This is a genomic window from Mucilaginibacter sp. OK268 (assembly GCF_900103125.1).
In the GTDB taxonomy this organism is placed as follows: Bacteria; Bacteroidota; Bacteroidia; order Sphingobacteriales; family Sphingobacteriaceae; genus Mucilaginibacter.
In genome coordinates this window covers 49,500-62,016 of record NZ_FNJV01000014.1, presented here as the reverse complement: position 1 = coordinate 62,016, position 12,517 = coordinate 49,500, and the positions used below count along the sequence as shown (strand labels likewise).

Here is a 12,517-nt window from a genome sequence, read left to right as displayed (position 1 = left end):
ATGTGCGTATATACAGATGTGCAGATTATAAATGTGCAGATGTGCAAATTGTGTCCTTTCCTCAATCATCTGCACATCTGAAATCCGCACATTTGCACATCAATTCGTTTTCTTATAATTATCAACCGCGTTGCGCACGCTTCCGTATTTTTTTAACAGCTCGGCAGCAGCAGCTTCATTTAGGCCGGTTTCTTCCATCACCATGCGGGCCCCGCGATTAACCAATTTGTTATTACTTAGCTGCATATCAACCATCTTATTCCCTTTTACACGACCTAGTTGTATCATGACACTGGTGCTTAGCATATTTAAAACCAGTTTTTGAGCTGTGCCGGCTTTCATGCGGGTTGATCCGGTTAAAAACTCCGGTCCGGTAACCACCTCAACCGGGTATTGTGCCTCGGCTGCTACGGGACTGCCGCTATTACAAACTATACAGCCGGTTACAATATTATTTTTATGGGCCATTTTTAACCCTCCTATTACATAAGGCGTGGTGCCGGAAGCGGCAATGCCTACCACAACATCTTTATCGGTAATGTGAAATTCTGCAAGATCTTTCCAGGCTTGTTCTGTATCATCTTCGGCAAACTCCACCGCTTTACGTATAGCGCCATCGCCACCGGCAATAATACCTACAACCATATCAAACGGAACACCAAATGTTGGCGGGCATTCTGAGGCATCAACCACACCTAAACGACCACTGGTACCTGCACCAATGTAAAACAAACGACCACCATCGCGCATTTTAGAGGCTGTTGCGGTTGCCAGTTGTTCAATTTGCGGCAAGGCCTTTTTTACAGCCAGGGGAACTGTTTGGTCTTCCTTGTTAATGCTTTCCAGTATCTCAAGAACAGATAGCTGCTCTAAATTCTTATAATGTGATTCCCTCTCAGTAATGGTTTCCATTAATTTTAAATAATTTATAACAAAATTCGGTAAAAAACATCAAATGCAAGGATGCCAATAAAAATTATTGATGTGGCATTGATTAACTTTGTTTGCTGAATATGAAAAAGACTGCGGGAGTTATTTTCAGGACGATGATCCTGGTGCTGTTAGGGATTACCATCGGGTTGCTGATTGGTGATAGAAAATTTGCTGATCGTAACCTTGGTTTTTCTTTTTCAGATAATAACAAACTGTCGAAAGTTTTGGATCTGGTTGGTCATAACTATGTGGATAGTGTTAATATCGATAGTATTGAAGGAGCATCGGTTAATGATATGCTGCAAAGCCTCGATCCGCATTCGCTTTATTTACCACCCCAACAGGCCCAATCAATTAATGAGCGCTTAGATGGGGGTTTTAATGGCATTGGTATTGAATTCCAGCTATTACGCGATACCATGATCATTACCCAGGTTTATGCGGGTGGCCCGGCCGCTAAGGCAGGCTTACCAACCGGCAGTAAGGTAATTAATGTAGATAATAAAAAATTCGCCGGAACCAAGCTTACAACGGATAGGGTGAACAAAGTTTTCAGAGGAGAAAAGGATTCATCATTATTACTTGGTGTTACCAACGGGGCAGCAATAAAAACCTATGCTATAAAACGAGGACGTGTTGACCTGAGCAGTGTAAATGCGGCTTATATGGCCAACTCAACAACGGGTTATATCAAAATAGGCAAATTCGCGTCGACTACCGATACCGATTTCCGCAAAGCGTTGAGTAGGCTTAAAACAGATGGGATGAACAGTTTGCTGCTTGACCTTAGAGGCAATGGCGGCGGATATTTAAATGCGGCTACATCTTTGGCTGATGAGTTTTTAGGCAAAGGCAAATTAATTGTATATACCAAAGGCATTCATGAACCCCGTACGGATTATTTTGCTACAGATTCCGGATCATTTCAGGAAGGAAAAGTAACCGTATTGATTGATGAGTACTCGGCCTCGGCCAGTGAAATATTGGCCGGTGCCTTGCAGGACCTGGATAGAGCTACTATTGTTGGCCGCCGCTCTTTTGGCAAAGGCCTGGTGCAGCAGCAGTTTCCGTTTGGTGATGGTTCTGCTGTGAATTTAACTGTAGCCAGGTACTATACCCCATCAGGCAGATCGATCCAGAAATCATATAAAGGAGGCCTGGAAAGTTACCGGAACGAACTGGCACTACGTATGAAAAAAGGGGAGTTGTTTTCGGAGCAAAGCATCCGGAACGATTCTGTTTTTAAAGGATCATACCATACGCTAAACGGGCGTAAAGTTTTTAGTGGCGGCGGCATTATGCCTGATATTTTTGTGCCCGCGGATACCACACAAAACACCATGGTGATACAAAATTTAATTGATCAGCAGCTTTTTTCGGCCTTCGTGATCGACCGGATGCAGCCTCTGTTAAACAAATTTGCAAGTGGAGACGATTTTATAAAGAATTATACCGTAAGTGATGATGATTTCCACAACTTCATCCTGTACTCTTCAAAAACATTGAAGGAAATGGATTCGCATGAATTGCTGATCTCCCGCGATTATATCAAAAGCATCCTCAAAGCCAATGCTGCCCGTTTTAAATGGGGCGACAACGCTTTTTACCAGGTGATGAACAGTAATGACGAAGCGTTTAAGAAAGCGCTGAGTATATAGTTGATGTGCAGATGTGCGGATTTCAGATGTGCAAATAATATCCGCAATCAAAAAATCATCTGCACACTTGCACATCCGCATATCGGAAGCTTATTTCTGTCTGAACCAAACCTGTATAGGTGCTCCTGAAAAGTCAAAGTTTTCCCTTAACTTATTTTCGATGAAGCGGTAGTATGGCTCTTTTACATACTGAGGCAAATTACAGAAGAAAGCGAACATGGGCGATGAGCCTGCAATTTGGGTGATGTATTTAATTTTTACGTATTTACCTTTGATAGATGGCGGCGGATAGTTTTCGATGATCGGCAACATCACCTCGTTCAATTTTGAAGTAGCTATTTTACGGGCCCGGTTCTGATAAACCTGGTTGGCTACATCAATTACCTTTAATACACGTTGTTTTTCGGTAACCGAGGTAAATACGATAGGTACATCGGTGAATGGCGCGATCTTTTCGCGGATCTGCTCTTCAAAAACTTTAACAGTTTTGTTGTTCTTTTCGATCAAATCCCATTTATTGACCACCACCATGATGCCTTTTTTGTTCTTTTCGGCCAGGTGGAATATATTGATGTCCTGCGATTCGATACCTTCTACGGCATCAATCATCAGGATGATCACATCGGCTTCTTCCAGCGCTTTAATGGTACGCATTACAGAGTAAAACTCAATGTTTTCCTTAACCTTTGTTTTTTTACGCATCCCCGCAGTATCAATCAGCATAAAATCATGCCCGTACTGGTTGTAATGGATGTGTATAGAATCGCGGGTGGTACCGGCAATGGGGGTAACAATGTTACGGTCTTTACCTATAAGCGAGTTGATGATGGATGATTTACCCACATTTGGCCGGCCTACAATGGCATATTTAGGGCGGGTGTTTTCTTCTAAAACCTCATCCTCAAAATGTTTAACTACTTCGTCAAGCAATTCGCCGGTACCAGAGCCGGTCATGGATGAAATGCTGTAAATTTCGCCTAAACCCAGGCTGTAAAACACCATCGAATCGGCCACCTGACTATTGTTGTCCAATTTGTTAACTACTACAAAAACAGGTTTGCTGCTTTTGCGCAGGCGGGTAGCTATTTCATCGTCAAGATCGGTAATGCCGGTAGTAACATCAACAATAAATAAAATTACCGAAGCTTCTTCAATGGCAATATCAACCTGCTCGCGGATGGCGGCTTCAAAAACATCATCAGAGTTGGCTACATAACCACCGGTATCAATAACGGTGAACTGATGATTTAACCACTCGGCCACACCATAGTGCCTATCCCGGGTTACACCGCTAAAATCGTCGACAATGGCTTTGCGGGTTTCGGTTAAGCGATTATATAAAGTTGATTTGCCTACGTTAGGCCTGCCCACTATGGCTACTATGTTACTCATTCTTTTTAGATTTGAGATGTAAGATTTGAGATGTGAGAGCTTTCAAGCCTCCATATCCAAATCCACATCAAAATTATTTGATTAATTTATAAATACCAGATTTATCTCAAATCTAATATCTCAGATCTCACATCTGTGTTGTTTATTCGTACCCGAATTTTTTAAGGTAATTTTTTTTGCTGCGCCAGTCGGGTATCACTTTTACAAACATTTCCAGGAAAACTTTCTTTTGGAAAAACTCTTCCATATCGCGGCGGGCGTAGGTGCCTACTATTTTAAGCATCTTACCACCTTCGCCAATGATGATATTTTTTTGCGAATCACGCTCCACAATAATTTCGGCGCTGATGCGGTGCAAGGTTTCGCCTTCAACAAAGGCGGTTACAATGACCTCGGCACTATAAGGGATCTCTTTTTTGTATTGTTTCAGGATCTGCGCGCGGATCATTTCTGACGCGAAAAAGCGGTCGTTACGATCGGTCAATGCATCTTTTTCATAATAGGCCGGATGCTCGGGAAGGTTCTCCACAACAAAATCCATAACGGCTTTAATATTGTGGCCCAACAATGCTGATATGGCGAAAACCGCTTTTGGGTTTAGTTTTTCCTGCCAAAACGCTACCTTCTTTTTTACCGTTTCCTCATCGCTCTGATCGATCTTGTTGATCAGTACCGCGATAGGCGCCAATGAGCCTTCCAGCTTTTTAAGCACGTCGGTTTCATCAAATTCCTCGTAAATGTCGGTAACCAGTAAAATAAGGTCGGCATCCACAATAGAACCATCAACCTGGTGCATCATGCTTTCGTGTAAAGCATAATGTGGTTTGATAACGCCGGGTGTGTCAGAAAATACAATCTGGTAATCGTCGGTATTTACAATTCCCAAAATACGGTGACGAGTGGTCTGTGCTTTGGGGGTAATGATGGACATTTTTTCGCCAACGAGGGCGTTCATAAGGGTTGATTTACCTGCATTGGGCTTACCAATTATACTTACAAAACCTGCCTGATGACTCATATAAAAATAATTAAAAATATATTTGGACTGCAAAGAAACGAATTATATCTTTGCAGTCCAATTAAAACGGAGTGCAAATTGCATTTTTGACAATTGGAAGGAACTTTCCGAGGTTATGACGGAATGCAACATATAAGAATAACAGTGCGGGATGGAGCAGTTGGTAGCTCGTCGGGCTCATAACCCGAAGGTCGTAGGTTCGAGTCCTGCTCCCGCTACGAAAGTAAAACGAAAGCCTCTCAGAGAAATCTTAGAGGCTTTTTTGTGTTTGAGATATTTTGTATTTGGTGGTGCGGTGATAACACTGACCACAGGCTGAAGCCTTTAGTGAAACGCTGAAAACTTTCTTTGTGGGTGCTTTGGGTGGCCGAGCTAATAGTGGATCGAGCATTGTCAAGCAAGTAAGAACGCTTAACCAGCAGAATAAATCAAATTTTCAATGGATTTAATCGCCACATTTTCGATAGTAATGATAGTAGCTTCTCCTGGTTTCCAATTATCCAATCTCAAATTGATCGATTTCTTCTGCTCTTCTTGTTCGCCGCAACAAATAAAAAACATGCCAGGCTGTAGAACATTATTTCGGGGATTCACCATGTGACATTACTTCTGCCGTATAAATTATTGGAAATTTATATTCTGTTTCTCCGTCTCTTAAAAAGTCTGAAGGAACATTTTCCTCGATTTTTTTCCAATGATTGTCTATAGTCATATCAGTTAAAATATAAGCTCGTACCCATTCATTGTTTTTGTTTTTTCTAAATACTATTCGTTCATAAAATCTCTTTGTCCTTGTTGTGATTGTTAATCCTAATCTTAAATCATCTGATAGAGTTATAATAGCCAAATCTGCCCCTTGACCTGCGTGAAGGGTTCCAATATCTTTATTCAAAAATATATCTGTTGAGACTTCTTTGGCACCAGAGGCAATAGCTTTATCAAGTTCATTGTAATTGAAAATAACAACATGAACATCATAAATTGGATACTTGCCTCTATTTGCAATACCCAAGCTAGGATTACTACTTCTTAAATTAATAACTGTTACGTAGCAATTATCATCAGCAGCAGTATACATCAATAATTTAGATTGTACTGAACTTAATTCTTCAGATTTCTCGATTAACCGATTTTGTAATCCAATCAATTTTTCTTGGGAAACTTTTATTTCTTCATTTTTTGCCAAAAGTTTAGATTGGGCATCCAACACCTTATCTTGAGCTTTTTTGACTTGATCGTCCTTTACTTTACCCGCTTGATAAGAAAATAAAATAACAGTCAAAGAGCACACTCCTGCAGCTATCGCGAATATAAATGATCCGAGTTCCCAATTCATTTTTTTCATCGTTTAGTTAATATTAATGTATGTCAACTTGCAGTGACTCTTCACAAGACTAGACAAAGCTTTTTAAGTTAATGAATATATTTAAATTTATATTCATGACTATTGCAATTGGTGAACATGTTTAAAGCCAATTCTTTTTGCTACTTTTCCTCGCAAGGAAGGTAGCTTTTAACCACTGGTTTGCAAGGCATTGACATACCCCGCTACCGCCAGCGTCCCGCTTGTGGTAATATGATTAGTGGGGCTTTTCTTGTAGTTAAATACCACAAGCGGGACGCTTGCGGTAGCATTGGATTCAGACTCCCCCCCGCTACCGCAAGCGTCCCGCTTGTGGTATATATGATTAGTAGAATTTATCTTGTAGTTAGATATCACAAGCGGGACGCTTGTGGTAGCAGGGGGGAAATTTATCTTTGCATTAGGTTCAATTTAATAATCATTAATATCAGTGCACAAAAACCTATTAGCATACATCAGGGAGCGCGCTACGTCGCCACTTACAAGTGATGAGGAAGCGTTAATTGTAGCGGCTTTCCAGCCCAAAAAGCTCAGGAAAAAGCAATACTTTTTGGAAGAAGGCAATGTGTGTAAATACGTTGGTTTTATTGTAAAAGGTGCTATGAGGCAATACAGCGTAGATGACAAAGGTGCGGAGCATATTGTACAATTATACATCGAAAATTATTGGGCAAGCGACCGTGAAAGTGCTGTCACGCTTACTCCATCAAGCTATAATATTGATGCCTGGGAAAACACCGAACTACTTGTTGCCAGAGTAACAGACATGCTGGATCTGATAGAGAAGGTACCTTCATTTGGACAAATGACAAGATTAATGGACCAAAGAAGTTTCATCGTTTCTCAGCGAAGATTGAATTCTACCATTAGCAATACAGCAGAAAAACGCTATGAGGAATTTGCCGATAATCACCCTCAATTTATTCAACGATTTCCTCAACATCTCATTGCTTCTTTTTTGGGCATAACTAAAGAAACTTTAAGCAGAATTAGAAAACAAGCAAGTAAATAACTTCTATTTTAATTTTTGATTTTACAAAAGCGTTGATATTTATCAACGCTTTTTTTTATCATTTCTCATCGTTCCGGGGTGTGCCTTTGCTGCAATTTTACATCATAAAAACAAAGAGATGAAAAAGCAAACAATAGTAGTAGTTGGAGCAACAGGTGCACAAGGTAAGGGTATTGTAAATGCCCTTGTAAATGAAGGCTCTTTTAATGTGAAAGCAATAACCCGTAATCCGGAAACATATACAGGCAAGGCAAATGAAGCAGTTTATGCAGATCTAAAAGATTTGCAATCCTTAAAAGAGGCTTTTACAAATGCTTATGGTGTATTTGTGGTAACCAACTTTTGGGAAGGTGCCGACGAAATCACCCAGGGTAAAAATGCTATAGCGGCGGCAAAAGCAACGGGAGTGCAACATTTTATTTGGTCAACACTTCCGGATGTTGAGCTTATTAGTGAAGCAGGATTTGAAGTTCCTCATTTTAGTGGCAAAGCCAAGGTAGATGATCTGGTAAAAAGTGCAGGGTTCAAATATGTAACATTTGTTCAGCCTCCATTTTATTATCAAAATCTTGTTGGGATGATGGGCCCACAGCCAAAACAAGATGGCACAACCGGTTGGACACTACCGATTGACCCAACAAAAAAAGCGATTCACATGTCGGACATTAATGACCTGGGAAAAGTAGTCGCCGGTGCATTTTTGCAACCCGAAAAAGTTGGAAACGGTAATTACCTTGCCCTGGCAACAGAGTTGTACAGTTTTAATGATATCCTAGAAGCCTATAAAGCCAATGGCAAAGAGTACAGCTTTTCACAGGTACCAGCTGAAATATTTTCAACTTTTTTTGAAGGGGCAAAAGAGTTAGCCGAGATGTTTGGGTATTTTGAAAAACACACTTATATGGGACCTGGTTCAACAGCACGAATTGAATTGGCAAAAGAAACTGCCACCCATAAATTTGTGCCGCTCCAGGAATGGTTGAGTAAAAACAATTAAGAAAAAGAAAACGAGTTGCTCAACAAAAGGGAATTATGCTGTAGTTGGCCTGCTATCAATCCAACGAATGTTAGCTACAAAGCGCAAAATGCTGTTTTCCTCAAGTCTTCTAAGAAATAGTTCGAGAAAAGCTCCTTGAGGGCTACAAAAGTAAAAAGCCTCAAGTCGAAAGATTTGAGGCTTTTTGTTTAGTATTATTATGTAGTTTTAAATATTGAAGACGGGAAATTAAGTTTTCTTGAATAGATAATCAGCCGCACTCTTAATATGACCTGGAATACATTCAGAAAAATAAACGATAACTTGCGCGTGATAATACAAGGCAAATCCTCAACCAAAACGTCAGATTTTCTACAAGCATTTTTAGTCGATATGTTTCCTATTGAGGCTGTTGAAAATCTTCACGAAGAGGAATTTGAATTTGGCGTGGGGCATGGCTGGGACGAACTCACTATCAGTATTAATCCTCAAAGAAATATCCCGGAAGAATATTCAAGGATAATTATAGAAAGAAGGATCAAGTTATTTACCAGTGAAGACGAATATCAAGTATGGGTTGAGTTAGAATTTGATAAAATGGCATACTCAGAATCCTTTTATAAAAAGTCTGATTTTTTTTCTGAAAAGGCAGAGTGGATTAATGTTATTAACAGTAACAATGTTTTTAAAAAATTAAAAGATTCTATCCCTATAAAAATTATTAGGGGAGACAATTTCGATTTTGTTGGTTGAAATTTAACAACCTTTTAATTCTTGAACTAAGTGGTTCGAGATTTGTCCTGCTCCCGCTACGAAGGTTAAAAACCTCAAATTTTTCGATTGGAGGCTTTTTTGCGTTTATGGGATATTTTGTATTCACCCCGCTGTCCATAGAGTTCGGCGCTGTCCGAATGTCTCCGACTTCGGACGGTTATGTGCCCGAGCGATAAGATACTACAGACCAGCCCGAATGCCGTAGGTTTGAGTCCTGCTCCCGCTACGAAAGTAAAAAGCCTCAAATCGAAAGATTTGAGGCTTTTGTTTAGGATATTTTGTGGGTTTACACTTTTGTGGCCATATTCTTGGTTTTTGCAATTTAATTTATTGATTACCAATAATATACATAAATGTAAACCATAAAAAGTGTAAACCATGTAAACCATGATTTTACCGTTGTATCCTTTTCCGGATGCGGCTTAATGATGGATTTTTGATCCCGAGGTACGAGGAAATATGATACGCCGGTATACGGTTAATAATATTGGGGTGTTCGTCCAAAAGTCTGATGTAGCGTTGCTCGTGCGTAAAAAACAATAATTCCTCTGCCCGCGACTGCGAATAGGTAAAGAACAATTCTGCTAACAGCCGGCCAAATACGGCCCAATTTGGATGGGTTTGGTATAAACTCATGAGATCGTGATACGTGATATAAACTATTTCACAATCCTCCATCGCCTGAATGAAATAATGACATGCATTGCGGGTAATGAAACTCCGGAAGGATACGATAAACTGATTCTCTGAAAAGAAAAAGATGTTCGTCTCCGCGCTTGTATCGGGATGGCTGTAATAGATCCGGAAAATTCCCTTAACTACCAGCCCCAGATCGTTACAAACCATGTATTGCATATTGAAAAAATCGCCTTTTTTAATTTTGCGGGATTTCCAAAAGATATTGCCGTCGGCAATGTCTTTTTCGGTTAAAGCGGCAAACGTTGTCAAATGCGCTTTCAGTATTTCATGATATTCGCTCATAGCATCAGACTTTTTAGCAAGTATAAAAAAATAATCAGACTGCCTTTTGAAGTCCTTTTATAGTTTTTGACAGCCTGATAGCAGCGAGCAGGAAATAAAAAGCACCAAAAGCCGAATAGCCGGCCAGATTGCTGATGCCCATTGTTGGCGACTTTGCCATAGCAATGAATACACTTCCGGCCAGCATAGATTGACCACCACTAATGATCATTGGCCATTGTCCGCCCAATTCTTTCCGGCGACGCAGGCCAAGGATAAGCTGTATAAGACCGGTGACGATAGCCCAGATGCCAAAAACCATCAGCGCTGCAGGAACGCCCTTTTGTAAAGCTAGTGCTACACCAATGGTGGTGAGGATGCCAATAGCTATGTTTACATATTGCGGCATTTTTGATGTGTGTGGCGGATTGGCCTTAATGTCCAGATAGGTGGCAATAACATCCCAGGCTGGATAGATAATAAAAAGTATGCCGGTAATGCTGCTATTAGTTTTAACGAAAACCGAGATCAGGATAACCCAGATAACAGAAAATGCAGTACGTGCAAAATACAGGCTGCGCAGCGATCTGGCAGTTTGAACAGTGGTTGTTGAGTCGGTGGTTTTTATTGATTCAATTGATGAGTTCATGACGTTATTTATTCTTTTAAAGCAAATGTAGCCGCTAATGGCCGGGCATTTTTTCACTTAAGTGAAAACCTAAGCAGCTACTTACTTAGCTAAATAGATTCTCCCCCCGCTACGAAAGTAAAAAGCCTCCAGTCGAAAGATTTGAGGTTTATCCTATTTTGGAAATTTATGGTGCAGTGATAACACCGATCATAGGTTGTCGCAAGCGTTCCGCTTATGGAGTATATATGAAAAAACTTAATTAGCTCAATCAATAATCTTAATGCTTGCAAAAATACCCACTCCCCGTAGTATGAGGGTTTTATGGTTATCAATATTTACATAGGGGTTTCGTCGTATGTCGTCTACTATCATAAAAATGTTGGTTACTTCGGAGATGACGTGCCAGTCTGCCGGTACTTTGATCCTGATTTCGCCGAAAAGCTGGGTGCTATCCAATATTACCGCGCCATTTATATCAGCATTACTAAAATCAACCGTTGTTTTGCCAAATACATTCGTGAGCTGGCCAAACTGGAAATCCTTTGACAGGATATGTTTTTTTACTTCACCAAATATGGCGGTAGTGTTGATATAATTGTCGGTCATGACGTTTTAATTTTTTAATTCATTCAAAAGTAAGAACGCCAGTGCCTTACCATGAAAAGGAAATTGGTGGTGTGGTCAAAGATGTCGGCAAATGACGGGTTTCCTGCGGTAAAGGATTTATCCCTTGGTGCGACAAGCAGGACGTTTGCGGTACCACATTAAAAAGGCTCTCAATAATCTGAAAGCCTTTTTTAATATGGTGTTTACCCACCTAATATCTGCTATGCATTTTTCAAATACTCACTGAAAAAATCAATGGTTCTTTTCCAGGCAAGTTCTGCGGCCGCTTTATCGTAACGGGGGGTGGTATTGTTATGAAAACCATGATTTGCATTTTCATAAATATAAGCCTGGTATTTTTTACCATTCGCCTTTAATGCAGCTTCGTAAGGCGGCCATCCCTCGTTGATCCGTGTATCCAACGCGGCATAATGCAAAAGCAGGGGTGCCTTGATCTGAGGAACATCTGCAATGGCCGGCTGACTTCCGTAAAACGGAACAGCTGCTGCCAGCTCCGGAATTCGCACGGCCATCATATTAGCAATTCCTCCACCATAGCAAAAGCCCACAACGCCTACTTTGCCATTGCAATCTTTGTGGTTCTTCAGATAGTGGAACGCATCTATAAAATCCTGTTCCATTTCGCCTTTGTCGCGCTTGCTCTGCATGGTCCGGCCTTCGTCATCATTGCCGGGATAACCACCCAGCGGCGTCAGCGCATCAGGCGCAAGTGTAATAAACCCGGCCAGTGCAGCTGTTCTTGCTACATCCTCAATATATGGATTCAACCCGCGATTTTCATGAACCACTATTATGCCCCCGAGCTTGGCTTTCGTATCGGCCGGTTTTGACAACAGGGCTTTAATTGTTCCGCCTCCTTTGGGTGATGAATAGTTGATGTATTCCGATTTTAAACGCGGGTCATCGGCCTTAACCTGAACGTTTGCTTGATAATTGGGCATTAGGAAACTCATCAACGCGGGTACGGTTAAGCCGCCCACTGCATAAAGTGAAAGCTTTTCAACAAACGCGCGGCGATTTAAACGATTGTGCGCATAGTCATCATAAAGATCAAACACTTCCTGCTTGATATCTTCTTTCTTTATTTGGCTCATATGTTTTGGATTTGAAGGCTATAGTCAAATTTAGTTATTCAAGGTAATTGTTTTTTTATTAAGGCAGTAACAGAGTCGT

The 12,517-nt window shown here is 40.7% G+C and carries 12 protein-coding genes and 1 tRNA gene; 5 read left to right on the top strand and 8 right to left on the bottom strand.

Annotation, left to right across the window (positions count from 1 at the left end):
* Nucleotides 1-99: 99 nt before the first annotated feature.
* Entirely contained in the window at nucleotides 100-912 is an 813-nt protein-coding gene (murQ, locus tag BLR84_RS28575) for an N-acetylmuramic acid 6-phosphate etherase (RefSeq protein ID WP_090473676.1), read from the bottom strand.
* Nucleotides 913-1,013: 101 nt separating this feature from the next.
* Here murQ and BLR84_RS28570 point away from each other — a divergent pair, with 101 nt between their 5' ends.
* Nucleotides 1,014-2,591, top strand: a complete 1,578-nt coding sequence (locus BLR84_RS28570) for a S41 family peptidase (RefSeq protein ID WP_090473675.1) — start codon at nucleotides 1,014-1,016, stop codon at nucleotides 2,589-2,591.
* A gap of 90 nt (nucleotides 2,592-2,681) precedes the next feature.
* Here the strand turns inward: BLR84_RS28570 and der are convergent, their stop codons facing one another.
* Entirely contained in the window at nucleotides 2,682-3,983 is a 1,302-nt protein-coding gene (der, locus tag BLR84_RS28565) for a ribosome biogenesis GTPase Der (protein WP_090473674.1), read from the bottom strand.
* 142 nt (nucleotides 3,984-4,125) lie between these two features.
* Nucleotides 4,126-5,001, bottom strand: coding sequence for a GTPase Era (era, locus tag BLR84_RS28560; protein WP_090473673.1), 876 nt, complete (start codon nucleotides 4,999-5,001; stop codon nucleotides 4,126-4,128).
* A gap of 145 nt (nucleotides 5,002-5,146) precedes the next feature.
* Between era and BLR84_RS28555 the strand changes: the two genes are divergently transcribed.
* Nucleotides 5,147-5,219 (top strand) — tRNA-Met (locus BLR84_RS28555).
* A gap of 359 nt (nucleotides 5,220-5,578) precedes the next feature.
* On the opposite strand, the gene BLR84_RS28545 is transcribed toward BLR84_RS28555, so the two are convergent.
* Nucleotides 5,579-6,346, bottom strand: a complete 768-nt coding sequence (locus BLR84_RS28545) for a hypothetical protein (RefSeq protein WP_090473671.1) — start codon at nucleotides 6,344-6,346, stop codon at nucleotides 5,579-5,581.
* 448 nt (nucleotides 6,347-6,794) lie between these two features.
* Between BLR84_RS28545 and BLR84_RS28540 the strand changes: the two genes are divergently transcribed.
* The 3 genes from BLR84_RS28540 (at nucleotide 6,795) to BLR84_RS28530 (ending at nucleotide 9,105) form a co-directional block, all read left to right on the top strand.
* Complete coding sequence (locus BLR84_RS28540) at nucleotides 6,795-7,376, top strand: Crp/Fnr family transcriptional regulator (protein ID WP_090473670.1); 582 nt, start codon at nucleotides 6,795-6,797, stop codon at nucleotides 7,374-7,376.
* A 118-nt stretch (nucleotides 7,377-7,494) separates the two neighbouring features.
* Complete coding sequence (locus tag BLR84_RS28535; RefSeq protein WP_090473669.1) at nucleotides 7,495-8,373, top strand: NmrA/HSCARG family protein; 879 nt, start codon at nucleotides 7,495-7,497, stop codon at nucleotides 8,371-8,373.
* A 267-nt stretch (nucleotides 8,374-8,640) separates the two neighbouring features.
* Nucleotides 8,641-9,105, top strand: coding sequence for a hypothetical protein (locus BLR84_RS28530; protein WP_090473668.1), 465 nt, complete (start codon nucleotides 8,641-8,643; stop codon nucleotides 9,103-9,105).
* 414 nt (nucleotides 9,106-9,519) lie between these two features.
* On the opposite strand, the gene BLR84_RS28525 is transcribed toward BLR84_RS28530, so the two are convergent.
* The 4 genes from BLR84_RS28525 to BLR84_RS28510 all read right to left on the bottom strand — a co-directional run bounded on the left by BLR84_RS28525 (nucleotide 9,520) and on the right by BLR84_RS28510 (nucleotide 12,438).
* Nucleotides 9,520-10,107, bottom strand: a complete 588-nt coding sequence (locus BLR84_RS28525; RefSeq protein ID WP_090473667.1) for a Crp/Fnr family transcriptional regulator — start codon at nucleotides 10,105-10,107, stop codon at nucleotides 9,520-9,522.
* A 34-nt stretch (nucleotides 10,108-10,141) separates the two neighbouring features.
* Entirely contained in the window at nucleotides 10,142-10,735 is a 594-nt protein-coding gene (locus tag BLR84_RS28520; protein ID WP_090473666.1) for a DUF308 domain-containing protein, read from the bottom strand.
* A 246-nt stretch (nucleotides 10,736-10,981) separates the two neighbouring features.
* On the bottom strand, nucleotides 10,982-11,323 hold the full coding sequence (locus BLR84_RS28515) for a LiaF domain-containing protein (RefSeq protein ID WP_090473665.1): 342 nt from the start codon (nucleotides 11,321-11,323) through the stop codon (nucleotides 10,982-10,984).
* A 221-nt stretch (nucleotides 11,324-11,544) separates the two neighbouring features.
* Nucleotides 11,545-12,438, bottom strand: a complete 894-nt coding sequence (locus BLR84_RS28510) for a dienelactone hydrolase family protein (RefSeq protein ID WP_090473664.1) — start codon at nucleotides 12,436-12,438, stop codon at nucleotides 11,545-11,547.
* Nucleotides 12,439-12,517: the final 79 nt, after the last annotated feature.